This is a genomic window from Cellulomonas sp. GTC20042 (assembly GCF_055389595.1).
Genome location: NZ_AP043678.1, coordinates 3,133,456 through 3,159,959, shown reverse-complemented (window position 1 = coordinate 3,159,959; position 26,504 = coordinate 3,133,456). Strand labels below are relative to the sequence as shown.

The following is a 26,504-nucleotide window of genomic DNA, read 5'->3' as shown; positions in this document are numbered from 1 at the left end:
TCCGCAGGGCGAGACGGTCGGCGGGCGCCCCCCTTCTCAGGAGGAACATTGAAGATCAGGCGAACTAGCGCCGTCCTGGCCGTCGCGGCTGCGGGAGCCCTCGTGCTCACCGCGTGCTCCTCGCCGGCCACGGAGACCGAGATCGACGAGACCACCTCGGTGAACGTCAGCTGGAACCAGCCGATGTTCTCGACGAACAACCTCACGTCGAACGGCAACGCGACCGCGAACGCGAACGTCATCTACCTGATGACCTCGTTCTTCAACTACTACGACGGTGACCTGAACCTCGCCAAGAACGAGGACTTCGGCACCTACGAGGTCGTGTCCGAGGACCCGCTGACGGTCAAGTACACGATCAACGAGGGCGTGCAGTGGTCCGACGGTCAGCCCGTCGACGCCGCGGACATGATCCTGTGGTGGGGCGCGCAGAACGACATGTTCGACACCGCCACCGGCGACCAGGTCGAGTCCGGCGACGACGGCTCCGTCACGGCGCCCGAGGGCACGGTCTACTTCGACAGCTCCTCCCCGGCGATGAACCTGATCACGGACTTCCCGGAGATCAGCGACGACAACCGCTCGGTGACCTTCACCTACACGGAGCCCCGCTCCGACTGGGAGGTCTCCATGAGCCAGCCGTCGCCGATCGCGGCGCACGCGCTGGGTGAGATCGCCCTCGGCATCGACGACCCGGCCGAGGCCAAGCAGGCCGTCATCGACGCGTTCAAGAACGACGACGTCGCCGCCCTGGGCCCGATCTCGGAGACCTGGAACAACGGCTTCAACTTCACGTCGCTGCCGGACGACGAGCGCCTGTACCTCTCGTACGGTGCCTACGTCATCACCGACTTCGTCGAGAACCAGTACATCACCCTCGAGCGCAACGAGGACTACACCTGGGGCCCGGAGCCCAAGGTGGACTCCATCACGATCCGCTACACCGAGGACCCGCTGGCCGCGGTGACCGCGCTCCAGAACGGTGAGGTCGACCTCATCGCCCCGCAGTCCTCCGTGGACGTGCTGGCGACCCTCGAGGGCATCGACGGCGTCACCTACACCACCGGCGACGAGGGCACCTACGAGCACGTCGACCTGACCTTCAACAACGGCGGTCCGTTCGACCCGGCCACCTACGGCGGCGACGCCGAGAAGGCCCTCAAGGTGCGCCAGGCGTTCCTCAAGACGATCCCGCGCCAGGAGATCATCGAGAAGCTCATCCAGCCGCTCAAGGAGGACGCCACCACGCGTGACTCCTTCACGGTGGTCCCGGGCTCCCCGACCTACGACGAGGTCGTCGCGGCCAACGACTCGGCCCAGTGGACCGACGTCGACATCGCCGGCGCCCAGGCCCTGCTCGCCGAGGCCGGCGTCACCACCCCGGTGGACGTGCGCTTCCTCTACGGCAAGTCCAACGTCCGTCGTGCGAACGAGTACCAGCTGATCGCGGCCTCCGCCGCCCAGGCCGGCTTCAACGTCATCGACGGCGGCGACGACAAGTGGTCCTCGCTGCTCGGCGGCGGCACCTACGACGCCTCGCTGTTCGGCTGGCAGTCGACGAACACCTTCGCCCTGAACTCCGAGGCGAACTACATCACCGACGGCGTCAACAACTTCGGTGGCTACTCCAACCCGGCGATCGACGACCTGTACTCGCAGATGTCGACGAACACCGACCCCGACACCGAGACCGAGCTGACCATCTCGATCGAGAAGCAGCTCAACGCGGACGCCTTCGGTGTCAACATCTTCCAGTTCCCGGGTGTGGTCGCACACCGTGACGTCCTCCAGGGCGTCTCGACCATCGCGCTCTCCCCGACGATCTTCTGGAACTACTGGGACTGGGAGATCTCCGCGGACGACAGCCTGGGTGCCCCCAGCGCGACGTCCACGAACTGACGTCCTGACGCTCACCTGAGCAACGCACGACGGGGGTACTGCGGCGCCACCTGCCGCAGTACCCCCGTTCGCGTGCGCCCCCTCCTTTAGCACACTGCTCGTGGGCCCCACGAGGGCCGAGGGCGCAGCGGCCGCACCCGGTACGCGTAGAATCGCCCATCGCGAGCAATCCCCTTCCCGTGAGGTCAAGGACCCTATGGCCACCTCTGTCACGACCCGTGCCTCCGGCGCGCCCTCGGCGCCCGGCGCACCGGTCCAGGCACGCCGTTCCTGGTTGCGCAGCAGCGCACCGACCCTGACGTTCCTCGGTCGGCGCCTGCTGTCGTCCGCGATCGTGCTGCTCGGAGCGACGTTCATCGTCTACATGCTCCTGGCGTACTCCCTCGACCCCCTCGAGGAGCTGCGCACGCTGACCACGCCCAACAAAGAGGCGTTGATCGCTGCGCGCATCGAGGCGCTCGACCTGAACACCCCGCCCGTCATCCGCTACCTCAAGTGGCTCGGTGGCATCGGCGGCTGCGTGATCGGTCAGTGCGACTTCGGGTCGAGCTGGCGCACCGGGCAGTCGGTGCCGAGCCTGCTGAGCTCCGCGATCCCGTCGACCGTGCAGCTGGTCGCTGCCTCGACGTTCCTCGCGATCGGTCTCGGCGTCCTGGTCGGCATCGTCTCCGCGCTGCGCCAGTACACCCGCTTCGACTACGGCGTGACGTTCCTCTCGTTCGTCCTGTACTCGCTGCCGTCGTTCTGGGTCGCCGTGCTCCTCAAGCTCTGGGGCGCCATCGGCTTCAACGACTTCCTCGCGGACCCGCACGTGCCCGTGCACTGGATCGTCATCATCGGGTTGCTGGGAGGTGGGCTGATCTCCTCGGCGGTCGGCGGAGCCACCCGCACCCGATGGTTCTCCTTCGGGGTCGGCACCGCCGCCACCGGTGGCGCGCTGATCTTCATCTCCACGACGGACTGGCTGCTCGACCCCTCGCTCGGCCCGGTGACCATCGCCGTGCTCGGCGCGGGCATCGCCTACGCGGTCACCGCCCTGTCGGCCGGCCTGCGCGACAAGCGCGCGCTGTACTCGTCCCTCACGGTCGTCGTGATCGGCGTCGCCCTGTGGTGGCCGCTGCAGTTCGCCTTCGTGAGCGCCTCCTGGGGCCTGATCGCCGGCCTGGCCGCCGCGACGCTCGTCGTCGGCGCGGTCGTCGGCTACCTGTTCGGCGGACCGGACCGCAAGGTCTCGATGCGCGGCGCCATGATCACCGGCGTCTTCGTCGGCGTGCTGATCTTCATCGACCGGGTGATGCAGGTCTGGCTGCCCTACACGAACGCCAGCAAGATCAACCACCGGCCGATCGCGACCATCGGTTCGCAGACGCCCGGCCTCGGCGGCGACTTCTGGGTGCAGTCCCTGGACAAGTTCACCCACCTGATCCTGCCGACGATCGCGCTGATCCTGATCTCCTTCGCGAGCTACACCCGGTACTCCCGGTCCAGCCTGCTCGAGGTCATGAACCAGGACTACATCCGCACCGCGCGCGCCAAGGGCCTGCCGGAGCGGGTCGTCACCATGCGGCACGCGTTCCGCAACGCGCTGATCCCGCTCGCGACCGTGGTCCCGCTCGACATCGCGGCCCTGTTCGGCGGCGCGATCATCACCGAGCGGATCTTCAGCTGGTCCGGCATGGGCGCGCTGTTCATCAAGTCGCTGACCGACAAGGACGCGGACCCGATCATGGGGTACTTCCTCGTGACCGGCACCCTGCTCGTCCTCGCCAACATCGTCGTGGACTTCGTGTACGCGGCGCTCGACCCCCGGATCCGAGTCAACGCATGAGCCTCACACCTCCGCTGACGCCCGACGACGGCCACCACGACCCCGTCGAGAACGTCGAGAACGCGATCGAGCTGAAGGAGGTCGAGGGCCTCTCGCAGGGCCGCATCGTCCTGCGTCGGTTCCTCCGGCACCGCGGTGCGATGATCTCGGCGATCGTGCTGATCGCGATCGTCCTGCTGGTCACCACGTCGATCGGCTGGGGACCCATCCCCGGCTGGTGGAAGTGGGGCTACCGCGACACGGACGCCATCCAGAACGCCGGCGGCGCGCCCACCATGGGCTTCTCCGGCGGGTTCCACATCGGGGACCACCCGTTCGGCCAGGACAACATCGGCCGTGACGGCTTCGCGATGGTCATGCGCGGCACCCAGCAGTCGCTGACGATCATGCTCGTGATCGGTCTGCTGTCCACGACCATCGGTGTCGTGATCGGTGCGATGGCCGGCTTCTTCCGCGGTCGCCTGGACAACCTGCTCATGCGGTTCACCGACATGATCATCACCATCCCGGTGATCATGATCGGCGCGATCCTCGGTGTGCTGGTCGGCGGGGCGAACCCGTGGACCCTCGCCGTCGCGCTGTCCCTGGTCTCCTGGACCAACATGGCGCGTCTGGTGCGCGGCCAGTTCCTCACCCTGCGCGAGCGGGAGTTCGTGGATGCGGCCCGCGTCGCCGGCGCCAGCAACGGCCGGATCATGTTCAAGCACATCCTGCCGAACGCCGTCGGCGTGATCATCGTCAACGCGACGCTGCTCATGGCCTCGGCGATCCTGCTGGAGACCGCGCTGAGCTACCTCGGCTTCGGCATCTCGAACCCCGAGGTCTCGCTGGGTCAGCTGATCAACGAGTACCAGTCGGCGTTCGCGACGCGGCCGTGGCTGTTCTGGTGGCCGGGTCTGTTCATCGTGGCCATCGCGCTCTGCGTCAACTTCATCGGTGACGGCCTGCGCGACGCCTTCGACCCGCGTCAGCGGCGGATCCCGACCAACCGGGCCCTCGCCAAGGCGGACGCCCGTCGCGCGAAGTCGCAGGCGCGGGCCGAGGCGAGGGCCTGAGACCCGTGTCAGAGCACGAGCGGGAGCACGCTGGCGACGAGGAGCACGCCGATCGTCGCCAGCGTGGTCACGTGCCAGCGCACGCGGGGGCGGTCACGCTCCAGGCGCGCGTTCTCGAGCACGCCCGCGTCGCGCATCTCCTGCCAGCGCGTCCGCACGATCATGGCCGCCTGGCCCGATCCGCTGGACGCCAGGTCGCCGGGGCGCACCGAGCCGCCGGGTCCGTACGTGGACTCGGGCAGGTTGCGGACGTCCTCGGAGCCGGAGCTCGTGACGCGGGCCCGGCTCGGGGCCGGTGCCGCCCAGGCGGCGTAGTCGCCCCAGGCGGTGTGCAGGGTCAGCGCGTAGCGGGTCTCGACCCGCTGGATGCTCGGCCACGGCAGCTCGATCGTGCGGGTGACGTTCCGCAGCTCCACGCCGGCGGGGCTCACGATCACCGCGGGACGCCAGTAGGCGGCCCAGATCGCGGTCACCACCAGCAGCACCGGGGCGACGAAGGGCAGCGTCACCTCCCAGTCGCTGACGAGGCCGGTCAGCAGACCGCCCCCGCCGAGCGCCGCCATCACCACTGCAAGTCCCCGGCCGAAGGCCGGTCTGTACTCCACCACGTCTGCCGAGACCATGCGGCCATCGTCGCAGAGAACGCCGCAGGCACTCGACGCACCGATCGCCCGCGACCCGCTGACCTGCAGGTCGTCGCGCACCACGGAAGGACCTCGTGAACCGTGAGCACTGAGTTCAACGCCGCCGGCGACCCCGGCACGGGCGACATCGCCACCAAGACCCCGATCCTCGAGGTCCGCGACCTCACGGTCGAGTTCTTCGTGGACGGCGAGTGGTTCCCCGCCGCCGTGGACGTCAGCTACGACGTCCGTCCGGGCGAGGTCCTGGCGATCGTCGGCGAGTCCGGCTCCGGCAAGACGCAGTCCTCGATGTCGCTGATCGGCCTGCTGCCCCCGAACGGCCGCGCGAGCGGCTCGGCGCGCCTCGGCGGCAAGGAGCTGCTGGGCCTGACCCACAAGCAGCTGTCCTCCGTGCGCGGCAAGGACGTCTCGGTGATCTTCCAGGAGCCGATGACGGCCCTGAACCCGGTGTACACCGTGGGCTTCCAGATCATCGAGACCCTGCGCGTGCACTTCGACATCGGCCCCAAGGAGGCCCGGTCGCGCGCGATCGAGCTGCTGAAGATGGTCGACATCCCCGACCCCGAGGCCTCGGTCGACAAGTACCCGCACCAGCTGTCCGGCGGCCAGCGCCAGCGCGCGATGATCGCCCAGGCGCTCGCCTGCGACCCCAAGCTGCTGATCGCCGACGAGCCGACCACGGCCCTCGACGTCACCGTGCAGGCCGAGATCCTCAAGCTCATGCGCGACCTGCGTCACCGCGTGGACGCCGGCATCATCCTGATCACGCACGACATGGGCGTGGTCGCGGACCTGTCCGACCGCGTCATGGTGATGAAGAACGGTCGCGTGGTCGAGGGCGGCTCCGCCGACGAGATCTTCAACCGCCCGCAGCACCCCTACACCCGTCAGCTGCTCGACGCGGTGCCGCACCTCGGCTCCGAGACGCTCGCGGCGCAGGGTCTGCACGGCGAGCACCCGGTGGCCGTCGAGGAGGGCACCGCGGCGCTGCACGTCTCCGAGCGCGAGGCCCCCGCCGGCGCGACCGCGTCCCCGTCCGGCTTCGCCCTCGAGGCGAAGGACCTGATCATCGAGTACCCGGGCCGCGGCCGCGTGCCGGCGTTCCGGGCGATCGACGGCGTGGACCTCACCATCGGCCGCGGCGAGGTCGTCGGCCTGGTGGGCGAGTCCGGCTCCGGCAAGACCACCGTCGGCCGCGCCGCCGTGGGCCTGCTGCCCGTGGCCGGCGGCTCGCTGTCGGTGAACGGCGTCGAGCTCGCGGGCATCAAGCCCAAGGACCTGCGTGCCGTGCGCCAGGACGTCTCGATCGTCTTCCAGGACCCGGGCTCCTCGCTGAACCCGCGCCTGCCGATCGGCGAGTCCATCGGCGAGCCGATGCGCCTGCACAAGGTCGCCGCCGGTGCCGAGCTGAACAAGCGCGTCGAGGCGCTGCTGGACCGGGTGCACCTGCCCCGGGCCATGCGGAACCGCTACCCGCACGAGCTGTCCGGCGGCCAGCGCCAGCGCGTCGGCATCGCCCGTGCGCTCGCCCTGTCGCCCAAGCTGCTGATCGCCGACGAGCCGACCTCGGCCCTCGACGTGTCGGTGCAGGCCCGGGTGCTCGAGCTGTTCCAGGAGCTCCAGCGCGAGTACGGCTTCGCCTGCCTGTTCATCAGCCACGACCTCGCGGTCGTGGAGATCCTGTCCAACCGGATCGCCGTGATGAACAAGGGCAAGCTGGTCGAGGTCGGCCCGCGCGCGCAGATCCTGCACGACCCGCAGCAGGACTACACCCGCCGCCTGCTCGCCGCGGTCCCGGTGCCGAACCCCGCGGAGCAGAAGCTGCGTCGCGAGGAGCGCGACCGGCTGCTGGAGCAGGCCGCTGCCGAGGCCGCCGCGCGTGACGCGGCCCTCGCGCACGGCGCGGACGCGACGGCTGTCCAGGACTTCGAGGACACCGAGACCACCAACAAGGGCAAGTTCGAGGGCAACATTCGCCCCCGCGGCGGCGCCTGATCCACCCGCCGGCCCCGGCCGGCACCCCGCACGCCGCGCGGCGGCACGATCACGCATCGTGCCGCCGCGTCGTGCGTGCGCGTACAATCGACCGGCGCTCGACGTCGTCGCGCCCTCTGATCTCCCACCCTCGCGGAATGAGTCCTCATATGTCTGTGCCCTCGACGCCCACGGGAACCCGTGTGCGTGGCGATCTGCGCAACGTCGCGATCGTCGCCCACGTCGACCACGGCAAGACCACGCTCGTCGACGCCATGCTCTGGCAGTCCGGCGCCTTCGGCGAGCACGCGCACGTCGACGAGCGCGCGATGGACTCCGGCGACCTGGAGCGCGAGAAGGGCATCACCATCCTCGCGAAGAACACCGCGGTCCGGTACTCCGGCCCCGCGGCGGCCGCGGTGGGCGAGCCCGGCGGCATCACGATCAACGTGATCGACACCCCGGGCCACGCCGACTTCGGTGGTGAGGTCGAGCGCGGCCTGTCCATGGTCGACGGCGTCGTGCTGCTGGTGGACGCCTCCGAGGGCCCGCTGCCGCAGACCCGCTTCGTGCTGCGCAAGGCGCTGGCCGCCAAGCTGCCGGTGATCCTCGTGGTCAACAAGGTCGACCGTCCGGACTCCCGGATCACCGAGGTCGTCGCCGAGGCGACCGACCTGCTGCTCGGTCTGGCCTCCGACCTGCACGACGAGGTCGAGGACCTGGACCTGGACGCGATCCTGGACGTGCCGGTGGTCTACGCCGCCGCGAAGGCCGGCCGCGCCTCGCTGAACCAGCCCGCCGACGGCGGCCTGCCGGACTCCGAGACCCTCGAGCCGCTGTTCGCGACGATCCTCGAGAAGATCCCGGCCCCGACCTACACCGAGGGCGCGCCGCTCCAGGCACACGTCACCAACCTCGACGCCTCGCCGTTCCTCGGCCGCCTGGCGCTGCTGCGCATCTTCAACGGCGAGCTGACCAAGGGCCAGACCGTCGCGTGGGCGCGGGCCGACGGCACCATGCAGAACGTGCGGATCACCGAGCTGCTGGAGACCAAGGCGCTCACCCGCGTCCCCACCGAGAAGGCCGGCCCCGGCGACATCGTGGCCGTCGCGGGCATCGCCGACATCACGATCGGCGAGACCCTGACCGACCCGGAGAACCCGCAGCCCCTGCCGCTGATCACGGTCGATGACCCGGCGATCTCCATGACCATCGGCATCAACACCTCGCCGCTGGCCGGCAAGGGCGGCAAGAACCACAAGGTCACCGCCCGCCAGGTGAAGGACCGCCTGGACTCCGAGCTCATCGGCAACGTCTCGCTGCGCGTCGTCCCGACCGACCGCCCGGACGCCTGGGAGGTGCAGGGCCGCGGCGAGCTGGCGCTGGCGATCCTGGTCGAGCAGATGCGCCGCGAGGGCTTCGAGCTGACCGTCGGCAAGCCGCAGGTGGTCACCAAGAAGATCGACGGCCACGTGCACGAGCCGGTCGAGCGCATGACCATCGACGTCCCCGAGGAGTACCTCGGCGCCGTGACCCAGCTGCTCGCGCAGCGCAAGGGCCGCATGGAGACCATGTCGAACCACGGCACCGGCTGGGTCCGCATGGAGTTCCTGGTGCCCTCGCGCGGCCTGATCGGCTTCCGCACCCGGTTCCTCACCGACACCCGCGGCACCGGCATCGCGTCCTCCATCGCCGAGGGCTACGAGCCGTGGGCCGGCCCGATCGAGACCCGGATCGCCGGCTCGCTGGTGGCCGACCGTGCCGGTGCGGTGACGCCGTTCGCGATGATCAACCTCCAGGAGCGCGGCTCGTTCTTCGTCGACCCGACGCAGGAGGTCTACGAGGGCATGATCGTCGGCGAGAACTCCCGCGCCGAGGACATGGACGTCAACATCACCAAGGAGAAGAAGCTCACCAACATGCGCTCCTCCACCGCCGACAACTTCGAGAACCTGGTGCCGCCGCGGCACCTCACCCTCGAGGAGTCGCTGGAGTTCGCCCGCGAGGACGAGTGCGTCGAGGTGACCCCCGAGGTGGTGCGGATCCGCAAGGTGATCCTGGACCAGACCGAGCGCGCCCGGCAGGTCGCGCGCAGCAAGCGCTCCTGACGCACCGCTCATGACCACCGCGAGCACGCCGACCCGCACGGGTGGCGTGCTCGCGGTGCATGCGCACCCGGACGACGAGACCCTGAGCACCGGCGCGCTGCTGGCGACCTGGGCCGCGGCCGGGCTGCCGGCGCTCGTCGTCACCTGCACCCGCGGCGAGCGCGGCGAGGTGATCGGCGCCGCGCTGGCGCACCTGGAGGGTGACGGCCCCGCGCTCGCCGCCCACCGCGAGCACGAGATCGCCGCCGCCTGCACGGCCCTCGGTGCCGACCAGGTCTTCCTCGACCGCCTGCCCGTGCCCGCGCTCGTGCCTGCGCCCGCCGAGAGGACAGCAGATGCTGCTTCCCGGGGTGCTGAAGCGACAGCTGCTGTCCTCTCGACGCAGGATGCGCACGGAGGCGCGCGGTACGAGGACTCGGGGATGGCCTGGGTGGGGACCGGGCAGGCCGGGTCGGCGGGGGAGGTGCCCGCGCACGCGCTGGTCGCGGCGGGCCTGGACGAGGCCGCCGGACGGCTCGCGCTGCTGCTGCGGGTGCGGCGTCCGGACGTCGTGGTCACGTACGAGCCGGGCGGCGGCTACGGCCACCCCGACCACGTGCGCGCGCACGCGATCACGATGCGCGCGGTGGATCTCGCCGCCGATCCCGCATGGACGCCGGGCGCCCCGACCCCTCCGGCCGAGCGCGACGGCGGCTCGACCGCGTCGGCCCCGCCCGCGCCGGTCGCCCCGCCCGTGCTGTGGGCGGTGACCGCCCCCGACGCCCTGCGCGCCGGGTACGCCGCCCTCGCGACCGACCCCGCCGTGCGGGCGCTGCTCGCCGCGCGCTCCGACGACCGGCGCCCCACCCGCGAGGGGCCGCTGGCGCTCCCCGACGCCGACGGCCCGCTGCCCTCGGTGGCGGACGCGACGCTCGCCGCCGGCCCCGGGCTGTCCGTGCCGGTGGCGCCGGTGCTCGACCGGGTGCTGGCCGCGCTGCGCGCGCACGCGACGCAGGTGCAGGCGGTGACGCCGACCGACCCGGCCTCCGGGGTGGTGGCCGCGCTGGCGCTGTCGAACCTGGTGCTGGCGCCGGTGCTCGCGCACGAGACCTACGCCTGGGCGCCCGGTCACGCACCGCGCGAGCCGGCGGCGCGCACCGTGTGGCCCGGCGGCGTGCGGGCGTCGTAGCCTGACCACCGTGCCGTTCACCTTCCAGCCCCGCCTGCTGCTGCACGCCCTCGGCGCGCTCGTCCTCGGGGCGCTGATCGGTGCCGTGGGCACCGTCGTGCACCGCTCCACCCGCCCGTGGGGCCTGGTGCTCGCGCTGCTGCTCGTGATCGCCGCCGCGGTCGCCGTGCGCGCCTGGTCGGGCGCGGTCGCGCTGCTCGGCCTGGTGGTCGGGCTGTTCGCGGTGGTGCAGGTGCTCGCCTCGACCGGCCCCGGCGGGGACGTGATGATGCCCGCCTCGGACGCCTACGGCTGGCTGTGGGCCGGTGGTGCGGTGCTGCTGCCGGTGGTGGTCGCCGCGCTGCCACGGTCCTGGTTCGCGGAGACCCCGCTGCGCCGGGGCACGCCCACCCCCGACGGCACCGCGGCTCCGTGACCGGGACCGCCCGATGACGGACGGCGGCGCCGCACCCGCCGGGACGCCTGCGGCCGCCGGGAACCCGGCCGACCGGCCCGCCCTCGCGCCGACCGACGCCTACCGCGCCGCCGTCGGACGCCTGCCGGCCGGTGTCGCCGTGCTGGCCCTGCGCTGGCGCGGCCAGGACCACGCGATGACCGCCAGCGCGGTCGCCTCGGTCTCGCTGGAGCCGCCGATGCTGCTGTTCTGCGTGCACGCCGACGCCCGGTTCCGGGAGGCGCTCGACGACGTGGACACCTGGGCGGTGAGCGTGCTGGCCGACGACCAGGCGCCGGTGGCGGACTGGCTGGCCTCCCCGGGGCGACCGGCGGTGGGACAGCTCGACCGGGTGCCGCACGAGCGCGCGCCGCTGTCCGGGGCGGCCTGGGTGACCGGTGCCGCGGCGTGGCTGGAGTGCCGGACCGCGCAGATCGTGCCGGCCGGTGATCACGACGTGGTGCTCGGGCACGTGCTGGACGCCCGGGAGGGTGCGGCGGACCGCGGCGGCCTGGTGCACCTGCGGCGGCGGACCCGCGGCCTGCGCTGACCGGGTGATCGGGACCGGATCGTGACCCGGCGAGCACCCTCCGCGTGGGGTCCGGGCGACGTGCGCCCGTAGAATCGTGGGAGGTCCGCCCGCCTGCGACGGACCGCCGTCCCACGAGGGGGAGACCGCATGACCCAGGGCAGCACGGAGGGCACCGAGCCCGCTGTCGACGGTGCCGGACCCGAGGAGCCCTGGTCTCCGCTGGACGAGTTCGAGGAGGACGGACGCCGTCGTCGCTGGCTGCGTCCGACCCTGATCGTCGCGGGTGTGGTGGTCGCCCTCGGCGGCGCCTACGTGGGTGCCGCCTACGCCCTGGCCGACCGGGTGCCGCGCGGCACCACCGTGGCCGGCGTGGAGATCGGTGGCAAGACCACCGCGGACGCCGAGAAGGCGCTGACCGACGCGCTGGGCGACCTGTCCACCGAGCCCGTGCCGGTGTCCGCCGAGGACCTGAGCGGCACGGTCGACCCGGCGACCGCCGGCCTCTCGCTGGACGTCCCGGCCACGGTCGAGGGTCTGACCGGCGTCGACCTGAGCCCGGGTCGGCTGTGGCGGCACGTGGTGGGCGGCGACGCCGAGCCGCCGGTCACCGAGGTCGACGAGGACAAGCTCGACGGCGCGGTGGAGGACCTGGCCGGCACGCTGACCCTGGCGCCGGTGGACGGGTCGATCCTCTTCGCCGACGGCACCCCGCACGCCGTGGACGCGGTGGACGGCTGGCAGGTGGACACCGACGCCGCCCGCGAGACGCTGGAGCAGGACTGGCTGACGGCCGCCCGCCCGCTCGAGCTGGCCACCGAGGTGGTCGAGCCGGAGATCACCCAGGCCGAGACCGACGAGGTGATGCAGGACGTCGCGGTGAACGTCGGCGCCGCCCCGGTGACCGTGCAGGTCGCGGGGCAGGCCCCGGAGCTCCCCGGTGACGTGCTGGTCTCCGCCGCGTCCTTCGTGCCGCAGGACGGCTCGCTCGCGCTGCAGATGGACGGCGCCGCGCTGGTGCAGGCCGTGGTGGACCGCACCACCGACCTGCTGACCGTCTCGGCGGACGCGTACTTCGAGTTCCAGAACGACGCCCCGGTGATCGTCGCGGGCACCCCGGGCACCACCCTCGACCCGGCGGCGCTGGCGAGCGCGGTCGCGACGGCGGCGTCCTCGGCGGACGCGCGCACCGCGAGCGTCGAGCTGGTCGCCAGCGACCCGGCGGAGAGCACGGCGGCCCTGGAGGCGCTGGGCGTCACGCAGGTCGTCGCGGAGTTCTCCACCCCGCTGACCAGCGAGCCGCGCCGCACCCAGAACATCGCCGCCGGTGCCGCCGCGATCAACGGGACGCTGGTCCGCCCCGGCGAGACCTTCAGCCTGACCGACGCGCTCGGCCCGATCGACGCCGCCCACGGCTTCACCACCGCGGGCGCGATCGTCAGCGGCGAGCACACCGACGCCTGGGGCGGCGGCCTGTCGCAGCTGTCCACCACGACCTTCAACGCCGCGTACCTGGCGGGCATGGAGGACGTCGAGCACAAGCCGCACTCCGAGTGGTTCACCCGGTACCCGGCAGGCCGCGAGGCGACGCTGTTCACCGGCACCCTCGACATGAAGTGGAAGAACACCACGCCCTACGGCGCGCTGGTGCAGGCGTGGGTGGCCGACGGCAAGACCTGGGTCCGGCTGTGGGGCACCCCGTACTGGACGGTGACCACCGAGGCGAGCGGCAAGTCGAACGTCGTGCAGCCGACCACGGTCTACTCCCAGTCGGCGACCTGCTCGCCGCAGTCGGCCGGCAACCCGGGCTTCTCGATCACCAACACGCGCACGCTCTCGCTCAACGGCGAGGTGGTCGCGGTCGAGCCGTTCACCTGGCGCTACAAGGCGCAGAACAAGGTCATCTGCGGGCCGGACCCGGCGACGGCGGCACCGGCGGGCTGACCAGCACGTCGTTCGCGGGCCGGTCGCTCCGCGCGGGTCGGCCGGTGCCGCGCCTCGATGAGCCCAGCGCCATCGCGCCGAGCACCACGGCGATGCCGACGAGCTGCCGGGCGGTGAGCGGCTCGGCCGCGACCAGGGTGCCGAGCAGCACGCCGGTCACCGGGTTGAGCAGGCCGACCAGGCCGACGGTGGCCGGGCCGAGCCGGCGCAGCGCCGCGTACCAGGCGACGTAGGCGACCGCCGTGGCGACCAGCGAGACGTGCGCGAAGCCGAGCAGGGCCCGGCCGTCCAGCGCCGGGGGAGCGCCCTCGACCGCGACCGCGAACGGCAGCAGCACGAGTGCGCCCGCGATCAGCTGCCAGGCGGTCGAGGGCAGCACCTCGACGTCGTCGCGCCACCGGGTCGCCAGCACGTAGCCGACCGAGGACAGCACCATCGCCGCCACCGAGGCGGCCACGCCCCAGGGGTCGATCGCGGCACCGTCCCCGCCGCCGAGGAGCATCACCGCCACCCCGAGCACGCCGAGCGCCCCGCCCAGGGCGGCGAGCAGCCGCGGGCGCTGGCCGAGCAGCAGCCAGCCGGCGAGCATCATCACCACCGGGCCGACCGCCATCACCGTGGAGGCGATGGACGTCGGCAGCCGCTGCGCCGCGACGTAGACCAGCGCGAAGAACGCCCCGGTGGTGAGCGTGCCGAGCACCGCCGAGCGCCACCACCAGGCGCCGTGCGGGCGCTGACGGGCGAGCGCGAGCAGGACCAGCCCGGCGGGGAGCGCGCGCAGCACGCCGCCCCAGAGCGGGCTGTCGGCGGGCAGCGTGTGCCGGGTGACGTAGTAGGTGGTGCCCCAGAGCACCGGCGCGACGGCGGCGACCGGCAGCCAGCGGCGGATGTCTTCCATGGAAGACACAGTACCTTCCGCGGAAGATATGATCGAGAGATGGACCACGTCGACCGGATCCGGCAGGAGTGGGCGCGGGAGCGCCCGGACCTCGACACCCGCCCGCAGGGAGTGATCGGGCGGCTGCACCGGCTCGGTGCGGCGCTCACCGAGGAGATCGTCGCGGTCTACCGCGAGCACGGCCTGACTGAGGGCGAGTTCGACGTGCTCGCCACGCTGCGCCGCGCGGGGGAGCCCTACGAGCGCGCCGCCGGCACCCTGGCCGCGCACACGATGGTCACCACCGGCGCGATCTCCAAGCGGCTCGACCGGCTGGAGGCCGCCGGGCTGGTCACCCGCCGGACCAGTGAGGACGACGCCCGCGGCCGGGTCGTCGCGCTGACCCCGCGCGGGCTGGAGGTCGTCGACGGCGCGTTCACCGCGCACATGGCGAACGAGCACCGGCTGATGAGCGTGCTCACCGCCGAGGAGGCCGACGCGCTGGAGGCGCTGCTGCGGCGCTGGCTGGAGGCGTTCGACGGGCGCGGCTGAGCCCGCCGCTCAGTCTTCCGCGCGCGGCCGTCGACGCACCGGCGCGGGCGGCACGACCTTGCCGATCGCGATCTCCTCGCCCGGCACCCGCACGTCGCCCTGCCGACGGGTCCGCACCGTCACGCCCCCGTCGTCCACCACCAGCAGGTCGCCGAGCACGTCGGTGTACGGCTGCGGCGATCCCTCCGGCAGCCGTCGCCGCACCACCACGCGCTGACCGGCCGTCCAGGAGCGCCACGGCTCGGCGGCGGGTGTCGACGCGGTCATGTGGCGGGTGTCTCCTGCGCTGGGCGGGTGGTCCGGGCGGTGCGACCGGCGGTGTGGGAGATACTAGGAGCAGATCCGAGCACCGAGCGTGGAGGCACCGCATGACCTACGTGATCGCCCAGCCCTGCGTGGACGTCAAGGACAAGGCGTGCATCGAGGAGTGCCCGGTCGACTGCATCTACGAGGGCAAGAGGACGCTGTACATCCACCCCGACGAGTGCGTGGACTGCGGCGCCTGCGAGCCGGTGTGCCCGGTCGAGGCGATCTACTACGAGGACGACGTCCCCGAGCAGTGGTCCGAGTACTACAAGGCCAACGTCGAGTTCTTCGACGACCTCGGCTCCCCGGGCGGCGCCGCCAAGATGGGCCGGATCGAGAAGGACCACCCGGTGATCGCGACCCTGCCGCTGCAGGTCCACGGCGACTGAGCGTGGGACTGGCGACCGGCGCGCTGCCGGACTTCCCCTGGGACACCCTCGTCCCCGACGGCGACCGTGCCCGGGCGCACGCCGACGGCATCGTCGACCTGTCCGTCGGGACGCCGGTGGACCCGACCCCCGAGATCGTGCGGCGCGCGCTCGCCGAGGCCGCCGACTCCCCGGGCTACCCGCTGACCGCCGGCACCCCCGCGCTGCGCGCGGCCGTGGTCGCCTGGTTCGCCCGGCGTCGTGGCGTGCCGGACCTGGACCCGGCGGGCGTGCTGCCGACGATCGGCTCCAAGGAGATGGTGGCGCTGCTGCCCTCCCTGCTCGGGCTGGGCGAGGGCGACCTGGTGGCGCACCCCGCGGCGGCCTACCCGACCTACGACGTCGGCGCGCGGCTGGCCGGGGCGACCCCGGTGCCCACCGACGACCCGGTGGCGTTGCTCGAGGGGCCCGACGCGGACCGGGTGCGTCTGGTCTGGCTGAACTCGCCGGGCAACCCGGACGGTCGGGTGCTGGGCGTCGACGCGCTGCGCGCCGTGGTCCGGGCCGCCCGCGCCGTGCAGGCCCGCACCGGTCGCGCCGTCGTGATCGCCTCGGACGAGTGCTACGCCGAGCTGCCCTGGGAGCAGCCGTGGGCGAGCGAGGGCGTGCCGAGCGTGCTGGACCCGCGGGTGACCGAGGGCGACCGCTCCGGCCTGCTCGCGCTGTACTCGCTGTCCAAGCAGTCCAACCTCGCCGGCTACCGGGCGGCCTTCGTCGCCGGGGACCCCGCCCTGGTCGGTGCGCTGCTGGCCACCCGCAAGCACGTCGGCATGATCCTGCCCGGGCCGGTGCAGGCGGCGATGGCCGTCGCGCTCGGGGACGACGCGCACGTGGCCGAGCAGCGTGAGCGCTACCGGCACCGGCGCGACACGCTGCGCGCGGCGCTGGAGGCGGCCGGCCTGGTGGTCGACGGCTCGCAGGCGGGGCTGTACCTCTGGGTGCGGCCCGCCGCGGGCGCGGGTGACTGCTGGGCGACGGTGTCCTGGCTGGCAGACCTGGGGATCCTGGTCGCGCCGGGTGCGTTCTACGGTGCCCCGCAGCACGTGCGGGTGGCGCTCACGGCCACCGACGAACGCATCGCGGCGGCGGTCGCCCGGCTGGCAGCAGCGGACCGTCCGCTGACCCGGGCATGACCTGCTGCTGAACTCTGCCTGACCCTGATGTGACCCGCATCACACGGTCCGGGGTCGTCGTCGGGATGGTCGGACCCTCCGACCCGAAGTAGCGTCGGTCCAGGCCGCAACCGGCCGCAGGACGGCGCGCAGCACCGGAGCCGCAGCCGTCCCCAGATCTCAGGGCGCGGGGGAGCCCGATCCCGTCCCACCGCACCCGTCCGAGGAGGAACGCCATGACCGACGTCGCCACCGAACCCGTCCGGCTCCTGGTGAACGGCTCGTCGCACGACCTGCCGGTGGTCCGCGCCACCCAGGGCAACGACGGCGTCGTGGTGTCCTCGCTGCTGCGCGACACCGGCCTGGTCACCGTCGACCCCGGGTTCATGAACACCGCGTCCTGCGAGTCGCAGATCACCTACATCGACGGCGACGCCGGGATCCTGCGCTACCGCGGCTACCCGATCGACCAGCTCGCCGAGCACTCCTCCTTCCTGGAGGTCGCGTACCTGCTGTTCAACGGCGAGCTGCCCAGCCCGACGCAGCTCGACGCCTTCGTCGAGCGGGTCAACCGGCACACCTTCGTGCACGAGAACTTCCGCACCTTCATGGGGACCTTCCCGTCGGGGGCGCACCCGATGGCGGTGATGTCCTCGGCGATCAACGCGCTGGCCACGTTCTACCCGGAGTCGCTCGACCCCTTCGACCCGGAGACCGTCGAGCTCGCCACCGTGCTGATCCTGGCGAAGACCCGCACGATCACCTCCTACCTGCACCGCACCTCGCGCGGCGAGCCGCTGCTGTACCCCGACTACTCGCGCGGGTACATCGAGGACTTCCTGCGGATGACCTTCGCGGTGCCGTACCAGCAGTACGACGTGGACCCCACGATCGTGAAGGCGCTGGACAAGCTGCTGATCCTGCACGCCGACCACGAGCAGAACTGCTCCACCTCGACCGTGCGGATCGTCGGGTCCAGCCACGCCAACCTCTACGCCTCGGTGGCCGCCGGGATCAACGCGCTCTCCGGCCCCCTGCACGGCGGCGCCAACGAGGCCGTGCTGCGGATGCTCGGCGAGATCCGGGACAACGGCGGCGATGCCAGCGACTTCATGCGCCGGGTCAAGAACAAGGAGCAGGGCGTCCGCCTGATGGGCTTCGGCCACCGGGTGTACAAGAACTACGACCCGCGCGCCGCGATCGTCAAGGAGAGCGCCGACGCGGTGCTCACCGCCCTCGGCGCCAACGACGAGCTGCTGGACATCGCCCGGACGCTCGAGGAGATCGCGCTGTCGGACGAGTACTTCATCTCGCGCAAGCTCTACCCGAACGTCGACTTCTACACGGGCCTGATCTACAAGGCGATGGGCTTCGACTCCTCGATGTTCACGCCGCTGTTCGCCCTGGGTCGGATGCCCGGCTGGATCGCGCAGTGGCGGGAGATGATGCGCGACCCGCAGACCAAGATCGGCCGGCCGCGCCAGGTGTACTCCGGCTCGCCGGAGCGGGACTACGTGCCCGCCGAGCGCCGCTGACGCACCGGTACGCGCTTTCCTGATCTGCTGGCGAAAGAGTCCGGGCAAACCGGTCAGATCGCTGGTGGGACGGCCGATCGACTGGGCATGTCGCCTACCGAGACCGCGCTGCCGCAGCGTGGTGCCGACCGGGGTGGTCGTGGTGCGGCGCGCGGGGGGCGTGCCGTGGCCCCGACCGGTCATGAGCGGACCTTCGGGCCCGAGGAGATCATCGTCTCCAAGACGGACCCCAAGGGGGTCATCACCTACGCCAACGACGTGTTCGTGCGCGTCGCGGGCTACACCGAGGACGAGATCCTCGGCAAGCCGCACAACCTGATCCGCCACCCGGCCATGCCGCGCGCGGTGTTCCAGCTGATGTGGGACGTGATCCCCACCGGCAAGGAGCTGTTCGCGTACGTGGTGAACCTGGCGAAGGACGGCGGGCACTACTGGGTGCTCGCGCACGTCACGCCGTCGTTCGGGCCGGGCGGGCAGATCATCGGCTACCACTCGAACCGGCGCTGGGTGCCGCCCGCGACGCGACGCACAGTGGGCGACCTGTACGCGGCGATCCTCGCCGAGGAGAACAAGCAGACCCGCACCAAGGACGCCATCGCCGCCGGCACCGCCGCGCTGATGGGCGCCCTGGACGCCGCCGGCGCCACCTACGACGAGTTCGTCTGGTCCCTCGCGGCCGCCGACGAGCTGGCCGCCGAGGGTGCCCGATGAGCGCCTGGGGGCGGCGCCGCCCCGCCGAGACCCCGGTGGTGGACGCCGACGAGGCCACCCGCCGGTCGCTGGACGCCATCGCCGAGTTCTGCGAGCGGATCGCCGAGGGCGACCTGGAGGGTCGACTGGCTCCGCTCGACGGTGATCCCGCCGTGGTCCGGGCGCGCACCGCGCTCAACCGGCTGGCCGACCTGGTGGACGCCTACGTCCGCGAGTCGCAGGCGTCCCTGACGGCCGCCGGCGAGGGCCGGTTCCACCGCCGGTTCCTGCGCCGCGGCATGCCGGGGGCGTTCCGCGAGGGCGCCAGGCGGATCGACGGGGCGCGCGCCGCCCTGGAGTCGGCCGCGCTGCGCTCCGAGCGGGACCAGCGCGAGCGTGCCGAGCTGGCCGAGCGGATGGTGCTGGTCGCCGCGCGGGTCGCGGACTCCGCGCAGGGCCTGGCGTCGTCCGCGGCGTCGCTGGCCTCGGCCGCCGAGTCCGCCGCCGTCGCCGCCCAGGACTCGCGGGCGACCGTGCAGAGCCTCACCGACACCTCCGGGCAGATCCACGAGGCCGCGAGCCTGGTCAAGGCCATCGCGAGCCGTACCCGCCTGCTGGCCCTCAACGCGACGATCGAGGCCGCGCGCGCCGGGGAGTCCGGTCGCGGGTTCGCGGTGGTCGCCGGCGAGGTCCGCACCCTCGCGGACGACTCCTCCGGGCGGTCGGACGACATCGCCCTGCAGGTGGTGGCCGCGCAGGCCGCCGCCGAGGAGGCGGGCCGGGCGATCGGGCGGATCGACGAGATCATCGGCGGCATGACCGCGCAGGTGCAGGTGGTCGCCTCGGCGGCCGGCGGTCGGGACGGGACGGGCCTGGCGGAGATGGCCGAGCAGCTGCGCGCGGAGATCACCGCCTTCGCCGAGCTGCGCTGAGGGATCGCGCGGCGGGAGGTCTCAGGGCGCGGGGGCGAGCAGCACGACCACCGCACCGTCGGGCAGCGGGTCGTCCAGCACGCCCGCCTTCCAGCCGGCCTCGTCGTCCGCGCGCTCCCAGCGGCTGTCGCCCACGTCCACCGCGACCAGGCGCAGCGGCTCGGCGACGGCCACCGCCCACTGCGCCACCGCCCAGCCCGCTCGCAGGGTGTCGCCGTCGGCCGCCAGCCGGTCCGCCTCCAGGCGCACGGCGACGACCTCCTCGGAGGACCGGCCCGCGTCGGCGGCGGCGAGCACGCTCCCCGCGAAGTCCCGGTTCACCCGGGCGACGACCTCCTCCACGGTGCCGGCGGTCTCCGGCGCGTCCAGGTCGCAGGTGAGCGTGGCGGGCGTCCAACCGGTGAGCGCCGAGGCCCAGGCCCGCGCGCGCACCTCGTGCTGGGCGTAGGCGTCCGGGAACCCCGAGCGCTGCACCGCCTGCGCTGCCTCGGTCACCGGTAGGTCGGTGTAGCCGGGCACCCGCACCAGGCCGTCGTAGAACTTCCCGGTCGAGTACACCGGGTCCATGATCTGCTCGACGGTGCCCCAGCCCTGCGAGGGGCGCTGCTGGAACAGGCCCACCGAGTCGCGGTCGCCGTAGTCGATGTTGATCATCCGCGACTCCTGCAACGCGGTGGCCAGCCCGATCGTCGCGGCCCGCGCCGGGAGCCCGCGCTGCACCGACATCGCCGTGATCAGCGCCGCGTTGTCCGCCTGGTCGCTGGACAGCCCCCAGGCGGTGCCGTCCAGATCGGCCGTGCAGCGTCGGGAGGCCGCCGCGGGCTCGCGGGAGTCGAGGAACCACACCACGCCGCCCACCGCCCCGACCAGCAGCGCCAGGCTGGTCACGGCGGCGCAGCCGACGCGCGAGGCGGTGCCGGGGCCCCGCCGTCGGCGCCGGTCGCGCCCCTGTGCCACGGCCCGTGTCAGTTCGCGTGCAGGGCCGCGTTGAGCGTGATGCCGGTGCCGGTGCGGCCGACCGCCTCGACACCGCCGGTCAGCGAGTTGCGGCGGAACAGGATGCCGTCCTGGCCGGACAGCTCGCGGGCCTTGACCACCACCGGGGAGCCGTCCTCGCCGGTGCGGCCGACCACGGTGACCTTGGTGCCGGCGGTCACGTACAGCCCCGCCTCGACCACGCAGTCGTCGCCGAGCACGATCCCCAGGCCGGCGTTGGCGCCGAGCAGCGAGCGCTCGCCGATCCGCACCACCTCGCGGCCGCCGCCGGACAGCGTGCCCATGATCGAGGCGCCGCCGCCGATGTCCGAGCCCTCTCCGACCACGACGCCGGCGGAGATCCGCCCCTCGACCATGGAGGTGCCGAGCGTGCCGGCGTTGAAGTTCACGAAGCCCTCGTGCATGACCGTGGTGCCGGGGGCCAGGTGCGCGCCGAGGCGCACCCGGTCGGCGTCGGCGATCCGCACGCCGGTCGGCAGCACGTAGTCGACCATCCGCGGGAACTTGTCCACGCCGAAGACCGAGATCCGCAGGCCCGCGGCGACGTGACGGCCGCGCACGTCCTCGAAGCCCTCGACGGCGCACGGTCCGCGATCGGTCCACACCACGTTCGGCAGCACGCCGAAGACCCCGTCCAGGTTCTGCCCGTGCGGGGCCACCAGCCGGTGCGAGAGCAGGTGCAGCCGCAGGTAGGCGTCGGCGGTGCTCGCCGGGGCGGCGTCCAGGTCGACCACCGTGCGCACGGCCTCCAGACGCACGCCGCGCAGCGGGTCCTCGCCCTCGGCCGCCAGCAGCGTGGCCGGTGCGGTCTCGTCCCCGGCGGCGGGGGAGCCCAGCGCGGGCTGCGGGTACCAGGTGTCGAGGGTCGAGCCGTCGGCGGCGATCGTGGCGAGGCCCCAGCCCCAGGCGGTGCGGTCGGTCATGGCGGCCAGCGTAGTCGGCGCGCGGGGTGCTCCTCGGGCCGGTCTGCGGGTCGGACGGCGGGGGGTGCCGGCCCGGCGGGTGGGTACGTTGGGGCCGTGACCACCCTGGACCTGAGCGCCGACCTGACCACCCTGACCACCGCGATCTGCGACCTGCGCTCGGTGAGCGGCGAGGAGCGGGCGCTGGCCGACGCCGTGGCCGAGGCGCTCGGCGCGGTGCCGCACCTGGAGGTGCTGCGCGACGGCGACACCGTGGTCGCCCGCACCCACCTCGGCCGGCCGACCCGTGTGGTGGTCGCCGGTCACCTCGACACCGTGCCGGTCGCCGACAACCTGCCGACCTGGCTGGAGGGCGAGGGCGCCGACGCCGTGCTCTGGGGGCGCGGCACCGTGGACATGAAGGGCGGGGTCGCGGTGCAGCTCGCGCTCGCCGCCTCGCTGGCCGAGCCGACCCGCGACATCACCTGGGTGTTCTACGACCACGAGGAGGTCGACGCCTCGCTCAACGGTCTCGGCCGGGTGGCCCGCGAGCACCCGGAGTGGCTGACCGCCGACTTCGCCGTGCTCTGCGAGCCGACCGACGCCGGCCTGGAGGGCGGCTGCAACGGCACCCTGCGCGCCGAGGTGCGGGTGCCCGGCGTCGCGGCGCACTCCGCCCGCGCCTGGACCGGGCACAACGCGATCCACGCCACCGCCCCCGTGCTGGCCCGGCTCGCCGCCTACGAGCCCGCCTCGGTGGAGGTCGACGGCCTGGTGTACCGCGAGGGGCTGAACGCCGTGCTGATCAACGGCGGCATCGCCACCAACGTCGTGCCGGACTCCTGCGTGGTCACGGTCAACTACCGCTTCGCCCCCTCCCGCAGCGTGGAGGAGGCCGCCGCGCACGTCCGCGACCTGTTCGCGGGCTACGAGGTCGTGGTCGCCGACTCCGCCGCCGGCGCCCGCCCCGGCCTGGACGACCCGGCCGCCGCCGAGTTCGCCGCCGCCGTGCTCGCGGTCACCGGCGGCGCGCCCGCCCCCAAGTACGGCTGGACCGACGTCGCGCGGTTCTCCGCCCTCGGCATCCCCGCGGTGAACTTCGGCCCCGGCGACCCGCTGCTCGCGCACAAGGACGACGAGCACCTGCCCGTCGCCCAGCTCACGCTCTGCCACGACGCGCTGCGCGCCTGGCTCACCGCCTGAACGTCCACCTGCTGTTCACAGGCCGACCCGGCGCGCGGCGACCTGCGCGGACAGGGGCGGACCGTAGAGTCGGCGGCATGACTGACGACGGCGTTCCCGCCCCCGGCCAGGGGTACCGCAAGGGCCCGGTGCTGCTGCGACGCTCGCAGATCCCGGCGACCACCACCGACCAGCGCCTGCTCTCCGGCGGCGACGGCGCCGACTGGCTGCACGGCGACCCGTGGCGCGTCATGCGGATCCAGAGCGAGTTCGTCGAGGGCTTCGGTGCGCTGGCCGAGCTCGGCCCCGCGGTCAGCGTCTTCGGCTCCGCCCGCACCTCGCCGGACCACCCCGACTACGCGCTCGGCGAGGCCGTCGGACGCCGGCTGGTCGAGGCCGGCTACGCCGTGATCACCGGCGGCGGCCCCGGCATCATGTCCGCCGCCAACAAGGGGGCCAGCGAGGCCGGCGGGGTCTCGGTCGGCCTGGGGATCGAGCTGCCCTTCGAGCAGGGCATGAACCCGTGGGTCGACCTCGGCGTCAACTTCCGCTACTTCTTCGCCCGCAAGACGATGTTCGTCAAGTACGCCGAGGGCTTCATCGTGCTGCCCGGCGGCTTCGGCACCTTCGACGAGCTGTTCGAGGCGCTGACCCTGGTGCAGACGCACAAGGTCACCGAGTTCCCGATCGTGCTGGTCGGCTCCGCGTACTGGCAGGGGCTGCTCGACTGGGCCCGCGGGCCGGTGCTGGAGCGCGGCATGATCCGCGAGGCCGACCTGGAGCTGCTCCGGCTGGTGGACGACGCCGACGAGGCGGTGCAGATCGTCGAGCAGCGGGGCGCCGAGCTGCGCGCCGCCGAGCGTGCGGCCGCCGTCGGGACCGAGCAGGCGCAGCAGGAGGCCGAGACCGAGGCGGTCGAGGACGCGGCTGCCGAGGGTGCCGCGGCCGAGGGCGGCACGCAGGGGTGACCGAGGAGGCAGCGCCCGTGCCCGGTGTGCCGACGGCCGGCGCCCCGCTGCTGCTGCGCGGGCGCTGGTTCGGACCGGAGCGCCCGGTGGTGATGGCCGTGGTCAACCGCACGCCGGACTCGTTCTACGCCGCGGCCCGGTACGACGCGGCCGGTGCCGACGCCGCTGTCGCGCGTGCCGAGGAGGAGGGCGCCGACCTGGTGGACCTCGGCGGCGTGCGTGCCGGGCGCGGCCCGCAGGTGGACGTCGCCGAGGAGATCGCCCGCGTGGTGCCCCTGGTCGAGCGCGTGCGCCACCGCCACCCCGACCTGCTGGTCAGCGTGGACACCTGGCGCGCCGAGGTCGCCCGCGCCGCCGCCGACGCCGGTGCCGACCTGCTCAACGACACCTGGGCCGGGCACGACCCTGCGCTCGTGGAGGTCGCGGGGGAGCGCGGGCTCGGCGTGGTCTGCTCGCACACCGGCGGGCTGCCGCCGCGCACCGACCCGCTGCGCGTGACGTACCCGGGGCCGGACGATCCCGGCGCCGACCCCGCTGCCGATCCGCTGGACGGGGTGCTCGACGACGTGCTGCGCACCCTGCGGACGGCGGCGGCGCGCGCGGTCGAGGTCGGCGTGCACCCGGCGAGCGTGCTGGTCGATCCCACCCACGACTTCGGCAAGAACACCTGGCACTCGCTGCACCTGGTGCGGCGCACCGCGGCGCTCGCGGCCCTCGGCCACCCGGTGCTGGTCGCGCTGTCCCGCAAGGACTTCGTCGGCGAGGCGCTGGACCTGCCGCCCGAGGAGCGGCTGGAGGGCACCCTCGCCGCCACCACCCTGGCGGCGTGGCACGGCGCGCGCGTGTTCCGGGCGCACGACGTCCGCGCCACCCGGCGCACCGTGGACATGGTGGCCGTGCTGCGTGGCGGCACCCCGCCGGCGCGCGCGGTGCGGGGCCTGGCGTGAGCGGCGGGCCCGGCGGGAACGGGGTCGGCGCGGGCGTGGCGGACGTGGACCGCGCCGGCCGTGCGGCCCGCGGGAGCGTGCACCTCGATCCGCGCACCTGGCCGTGGTGGGTGCAGACCCTGGCCGTCTACGCCGCCGCGCGGCTGCTGTCCGCGGTCGTGCTGCTGGTGGTCGCCCGCGCGCAGGCCGCGAACGGGTGGACCGGCGCCTCCCCGGGCTACGTCGACTACACCGGCCTGATGTGGGACGCGTCCTGGTACCGGTCGATCGCCGAGCACGGCTACCCGGCCACGCTGCCGGTCGGCGCCGACGGGCTGGTGCAGCAGAACGCGTGGGCGTTCTTCCCCCTGTTCCCGATGCTGGTCGGCGCGTTGATGACCCTGACCGGCGGCTCGTGGGCGCTGCTCGCCCCCACCACCGCCCTGGTGCTCGGCGGTGCCGCGATGGTGGTGATCCACCGGCTGATCGAGCGCGGGGCGCCGCGCGCGGTGGCCGCCCGCCCGGGGCTGCCGCTGGCGACGGTCAGTCTGGTCGCCGTCTTCCCGACCTCGGTGGTGCTCCAGGTCGGCTACACCGAGTCCCTGGCGCTGCTGCTGGTGGCGACCTCGCTGCTGCTGATCGTGACCCGGCGCTACGCCTGGGCCTGCGTGGCGGTGGTGGCGCTGGGCTTCACCCGCGCCGTCGCGCTGCCGATGGCGGCGGTGGTGCTGGTGCACGGGTGGGTGCGGTGGCGGGAGCACCGCGCCGCGCGTGCGGCGCTCGAGCCGGGTGCCGAGCCCGGGACCGCCGGGCTGCTCGCGCGCCGGGACGCGGTCGGCATCGGCGCGCTCGCGGTCGCCGCGGCGGTCTCCGGCGTGGCGTGGCCGCTGATCTGCGGCTGGGTCACCGGCGTGCCGGACGGCTACCTGCTCACCCAGGGCGCCTGGCGCGGCGTGCGGGAGATCGCCCCCTTCGGCGCCTGGGGCTACATCTCGACCTTCTGGTTCGGCGGCGCGGCGCCGCTGGTGCTGGCGGCGGCGGCCCTCGTGGTCGGGGTGGCGCTGCTGGCCCCGGCCACCTGGCGGCTCGGGCGCGAGCTGCACGCCTGGTCGGCGGCGTACCTGGTGTACCTGGCGGCGGCGGTGGAGCCGGGCAGCAGCCTGGCGCGGTTCCTGATCCTCGCGTTCCCGCTGGGTGCGGCCACCGCCGGCGTGGTGCTCCGCCCGGTCGGGGCCCGGCGTGCGTGGTGGTGCCTGGTGGCCGCGACCATGATCGTGCTCCAGATCGTGTGGGTGTGGCGGATCTGGCGGCTGGTGCCGCCGTCGGGCTGGCCGCCGTGACTCGTGCGCCACGGGGTCGACCGGGGACGCGACGGGGTCGGGCAAGCGCTTCCCCCGATCAGGTCACAACCGACCGGGCCCGCCCTGTCGGCCCGGTGAACTAGACTGACCGACGGACATCCGGGCGCCGGGTGCCCGCACGGGTCGGTCCCAGCCCCGGCTGGACCAGCACGTTC

The 26,504-nt window shown here is 73.3% G+C and carries 24 protein-coding genes; 19 read left to right on the top strand and 5 right to left on the bottom strand.

Going from position 1 to position 26,504, the window contains the following annotated elements; translation table 11 throughout:
• The first annotated feature begins 102 nt into the window (after positions 1-102).
• The 3 genes from ACZ5HG_RS14615 (at position 103) to ACZ5HG_RS14605 (ending at position 4,782) form a co-directional block, all read left to right on the top strand.
• The gene (locus ACZ5HG_RS14615; RefSeq protein WP_464177555.1) at positions 103-1,899 is read left to right on the top strand and encodes an ABC transporter family substrate-binding protein; all 1,797 of its coding nucleotides are present in this window, start codon (positions 103-105) and stop codon (positions 1,897-1,899) included.
• A gap of 196 nt (positions 1,900-2,095) precedes the next feature.
• The gene (locus ACZ5HG_RS14610) at positions 2,096-3,727 is read left to right on the top strand and encodes an ABC transporter permease (RefSeq protein WP_464177553.1); all 1,632 of its coding nucleotides are present in this window, start codon (positions 2,096-2,098) and stop codon (positions 3,725-3,727) included.
• The gene (locus ACZ5HG_RS14605) at positions 3,724-4,782 is read left to right on the top strand and encodes an ABC transporter permease (RefSeq protein ID WP_464177551.1); all 1,059 of its coding nucleotides are present in this window, start codon (positions 3,724-3,726) and stop codon (positions 4,780-4,782) included. Before ACZ5HG_RS14610 ends, ACZ5HG_RS14605 begins: the two co-directional genes overlap by 4 nt.
• 8 nt (positions 4,783-4,790) lie before the next feature.
• Here the strand turns inward: ACZ5HG_RS14605 and ACZ5HG_RS14600 are convergent, their stop codons facing one another.
• A complete protein-coding gene (locus ACZ5HG_RS14600) occupies positions 4,791-5,405 on the bottom strand; it encodes a PH domain-containing protein (RefSeq protein WP_464177549.1) in 615 nt (204 codons plus the stop codon).
• A gap of 102 nt (positions 5,406-5,507) precedes the next feature.
• On the opposite strand from ACZ5HG_RS14600, the gene ACZ5HG_RS14595 reads away from it, so the two are divergent.
• From ACZ5HG_RS14595 to ACZ5HG_RS14570, 6 genes are all read left to right on the top strand, one after another.
• Complete coding sequence (locus ACZ5HG_RS14595) at positions 5,508-7,421, top strand: ABC transporter ATP-binding protein (protein WP_464177547.1); 1,914 nt, start codon at positions 5,508-5,510, stop codon at positions 7,419-7,421.
• Positions 7,422-7,570: 149 nt separating this feature from the next.
• A complete protein-coding gene (gene typA, locus ACZ5HG_RS14590; protein ID WP_464177545.1) occupies positions 7,571-9,508 on the top strand; it encodes a translational GTPase TypA in 1,938 nt (645 codons plus the stop codon).
• Positions 9,509-9,518: 10 nt separating this feature from the next.
• A complete protein-coding gene (locus tag ACZ5HG_RS14585; protein WP_464177543.1) occupies positions 9,519-10,676 on the top strand; it encodes a PIG-L family deacetylase in 1,158 nt (385 codons plus the stop codon).
• A gap of 10 nt (positions 10,677-10,686) precedes the next feature.
• Positions 10,687-11,091 carry a hypothetical protein gene (locus ACZ5HG_RS14580; RefSeq protein ID WP_464177540.1) on the top strand — a complete coding sequence of 135 codons (405 nt, stop codon included), beginning with the start codon at positions 10,687-10,689 and terminating at the stop codon, positions 11,089-11,091.
• A 13-nt stretch (positions 11,092-11,104) separates the two neighbouring features.
• Positions 11,105-11,659 (top strand): flavin reductase family protein, encoded by a 555-nt coding sequence (locus ACZ5HG_RS14575; RefSeq protein WP_464177538.1) that lies wholly within the window; start codon positions 11,105-11,107, stop codon positions 11,657-11,659.
• Between the two features lie 129 nt (positions 11,660-11,788).
• Positions 11,789-13,582, top strand: coding sequence for a VanW family protein (locus ACZ5HG_RS14570; RefSeq protein WP_464177535.1), 1,794 nt, complete (start codon positions 11,789-11,791; stop codon positions 13,580-13,582).
• Here ACZ5HG_RS14570 and ACZ5HG_RS14565 read toward each other — a convergent pair.
• Positions 13,539-14,480 carry a DMT family transporter gene (locus ACZ5HG_RS14565; RefSeq protein ID WP_464177533.1) on the bottom strand — a complete coding sequence of 314 codons (942 nt, stop codon included), beginning with the start codon at positions 14,478-14,480 and terminating at the stop codon, positions 13,539-13,541. The genes ACZ5HG_RS14570 and ACZ5HG_RS14565 overlap by 44 nt on opposite strands.
• A 39-nt stretch (positions 14,481-14,519) precedes the next feature.
• On the opposite strand from ACZ5HG_RS14565, the gene ACZ5HG_RS14560 reads away from it, so the two are divergent.
• Positions 14,520-15,011, top strand: coding sequence for a MarR family winged helix-turn-helix transcriptional regulator (locus ACZ5HG_RS14560; protein ID WP_464177531.1), 492 nt, complete (start codon positions 14,520-14,522; stop codon positions 15,009-15,011).
• Between the two features lie 9 nt (positions 15,012-15,020).
• On the opposite strand, the gene ACZ5HG_RS14555 is transcribed toward ACZ5HG_RS14560, so the two are convergent.
• Complete coding sequence (locus ACZ5HG_RS14555; protein ID WP_464177529.1) at positions 15,021-15,278, bottom strand: putative acetyltransferase; 258 nt, start codon at positions 15,276-15,278, stop codon at positions 15,021-15,023.
• Positions 15,279-15,379: 101 nt separating this feature from the next.
• Here ACZ5HG_RS14555 and fdxA point away from each other — a divergent pair, with 101 nt between their 5' ends.
• The 5 genes from fdxA (at position 15,380) to ACZ5HG_RS14530 (ending at position 20,014) form a co-directional block, all read left to right on the top strand.
• Positions 15,380-15,706 carry a ferredoxin gene (gene fdxA, locus ACZ5HG_RS14550; RefSeq protein ID WP_464177527.1) on the top strand — a complete coding sequence of 109 codons (327 nt, stop codon included), beginning with the start codon at positions 15,380-15,382 and terminating at the stop codon, positions 15,704-15,706.
• A 2-nt stretch (positions 15,707-15,708) separates the two neighbouring features.
• Complete coding sequence (dapC, locus tag ACZ5HG_RS14545; RefSeq protein ID WP_464177525.1) at positions 15,709-16,878, top strand: succinyldiaminopimelate transaminase; 1,170 nt, start codon at positions 15,709-15,711, stop codon at positions 16,876-16,878.
• Between the two features lie 215 nt (positions 16,879-17,093).
• Positions 17,094-18,392, top strand: coding sequence for a citrate synthase (locus ACZ5HG_RS14540; RefSeq protein ID WP_464177523.1), 1,299 nt, complete (start codon positions 17,094-17,096; stop codon positions 18,390-18,392).
• Positions 18,393-18,479: 87 nt separating this feature from the next.
• Positions 18,480-19,103 (top strand): PAS domain-containing protein, encoded by a 624-nt coding sequence (locus ACZ5HG_RS14535; RefSeq protein ID WP_464177521.1) that lies wholly within the window; start codon positions 18,480-18,482, stop codon positions 19,101-19,103.
• Positions 19,100-20,014, top strand: coding sequence for a methyl-accepting chemotaxis protein (locus ACZ5HG_RS14530; protein ID WP_464177519.1), 915 nt, complete (start codon positions 19,100-19,102; stop codon positions 20,012-20,014). The genes ACZ5HG_RS14535 and ACZ5HG_RS14530 overlap by 4 nt, the downstream gene beginning before the upstream one ends.
• A gap of 21 nt (positions 20,015-20,035) precedes the next feature.
• Here the strand turns inward: ACZ5HG_RS14530 and ACZ5HG_RS14525 are convergent, their stop codons facing one another.
• Positions 20,036-20,971, bottom strand: a complete 936-nt coding sequence (locus ACZ5HG_RS14525) for a hypothetical protein (RefSeq protein WP_464177517.1) — start codon at positions 20,969-20,971, stop codon at positions 20,036-20,038.
• Positions 20,972-20,979: 8 nt separating this feature from the next.
• Positions 20,980-21,933: a 2,3,4,5-tetrahydropyridine-2,6-dicarboxylate N-succinyltransferase gene (gene dapD / locus ACZ5HG_RS14520; RefSeq protein WP_464177514.1), complete on the bottom strand. Its 954-nt coding sequence runs from the start codon at positions 21,931-21,933 to the stop codon at positions 20,980-20,982.
• A 96-nt stretch (positions 21,934-22,029) separates the two neighbouring features.
• On the opposite strand from dapD, the gene dapE reads away from it, so the two are divergent.
• From dapE to ACZ5HG_RS14500, 4 genes are all read left to right on the top strand, one after another.
• Positions 22,030-23,115, top strand: a complete 1,086-nt coding sequence (gene dapE / locus ACZ5HG_RS14515) for a succinyl-diaminopimelate desuccinylase (protein WP_464177512.1) — start codon at positions 22,030-22,032, stop codon at positions 23,113-23,115.
• Positions 23,116-23,192: 77 nt separating this feature from the next.
• Entirely contained in the window at positions 23,193-24,062 is an 870-nt protein-coding gene (locus tag ACZ5HG_RS14510; RefSeq protein ID WP_464177509.1) for an LOG family protein, read from the top strand.
• The gene (gene folP / locus ACZ5HG_RS14505) at positions 24,059-25,009 is read left to right on the top strand and encodes a dihydropteroate synthase (protein ID WP_464177507.1); all 951 of its coding nucleotides are present in this window, start codon (positions 24,059-24,061) and stop codon (positions 25,007-25,009) included. Before ACZ5HG_RS14510 ends, folP begins: the two co-directional genes overlap by 4 nt.
• The gene (locus ACZ5HG_RS14500; protein ID WP_464177505.1) at positions 25,006-26,328 is read left to right on the top strand and encodes a hypothetical protein; all 1,323 of its coding nucleotides are present in this window, start codon (positions 25,006-25,008) and stop codon (positions 26,326-26,328) included. Before folP ends, ACZ5HG_RS14500 begins: the two co-directional genes overlap by 4 nt.
• Positions 26,329-26,504 lie beyond the last annotated feature (176 nt).

What these genes read in the sequence shown, in the direction of transcription:
- ACZ5HG_RS14610 (WP_464177553.1), top strand. Translation starts at nt 2,096, where the DNA reads ATGGCCACCTCTGTCACGACCCGTGCCTCCGGCGCGCCCTCGGCGCCC.
- ACZ5HG_RS14605 (WP_464177551.1), top strand. Translation starts at nt 3,724, where the DNA reads ATGAGCCTCACACCTCCGCTGACGCCCGACGACGGCCACCACGACCCC.
- ACZ5HG_RS14600 (WP_464177549.1), bottom strand. Translation starts at nt 5,405, where the DNA reads ATGGTCTCGGCAGACGTGGTGGAGTACAGACCGGCCTTCGGCCGGGGA.
- typA (WP_464177545.1), top strand. Translation starts at nt 7,571, where the DNA reads ATGTCTGTGCCCTCGACGCCCACGGGAACCCGTGTGCGTGGCGATCTG.
- ACZ5HG_RS14585 (WP_464177543.1), top strand. Translation starts at nt 9,519, where the DNA reads ATGACCACCGCGAGCACGCCGACCCGCACGGGTGGCGTGCTCGCGGTG.
- ACZ5HG_RS14575 (WP_464177538.1), top strand. Translation starts at nt 11,105, where the DNA reads ATGACGGACGGCGGCGCCGCACCCGCCGGGACGCCTGCGGCCGCCGGG.
- ACZ5HG_RS14570 (WP_464177535.1), top strand. Translation starts at nt 11,789, where the DNA reads ATGACCCAGGGCAGCACGGAGGGCACCGAGCCCGCTGTCGACGGTGCC.
- ACZ5HG_RS14565 (WP_464177533.1), bottom strand. Translation starts at nt 14,480, where the DNA reads ATGGAAGACATCCGCCGCTGGCTGCCGGTCGCCGCCGTCGCGCCGGTG.
- ACZ5HG_RS14560 (WP_464177531.1), top strand. Translation starts at nt 14,520, where the DNA reads ATGGACCACGTCGACCGGATCCGGCAGGAGTGGGCGCGGGAGCGCCCG.
- ACZ5HG_RS14555 (WP_464177529.1), bottom strand. Translation starts at nt 15,278, where the DNA reads ATGACCGCGTCGACACCCGCCGCCGAGCCGTGGCGCTCCTGGACGGCC.
- fdxA (WP_464177527.1), top strand. Translation starts at nt 15,380, where the DNA reads ATGACCTACGTGATCGCCCAGCCCTGCGTGGACGTCAAGGACAAGGCG.
- ACZ5HG_RS14540 (WP_464177523.1), top strand. Translation starts at nt 17,094, where the DNA reads ATGACCGACGTCGCCACCGAACCCGTCCGGCTCCTGGTGAACGGCTCG.
- ACZ5HG_RS14535 (WP_464177521.1), top strand. Translation starts at nt 18,480, where the DNA reads ATGTCGCCTACCGAGACCGCGCTGCCGCAGCGTGGTGCCGACCGGGGT.
- ACZ5HG_RS14530 (WP_464177519.1), top strand. Translation starts at nt 19,100, where the DNA reads ATGAGCGCCTGGGGGCGGCGCCGCCCCGCCGAGACCCCGGTGGTGGAC.
- dapD (WP_464177514.1), bottom strand. Translation starts at nt 21,933, where the DNA reads ATGACCGACCGCACCGCCTGGGGCTGGGGCCTCGCCACGATCGCCGCC.
- ACZ5HG_RS14510 (WP_464177509.1), top strand. Translation starts at nt 23,193, where the DNA reads ATGACTGACGACGGCGTTCCCGCCCCCGGCCAGGGGTACCGCAAGGGC.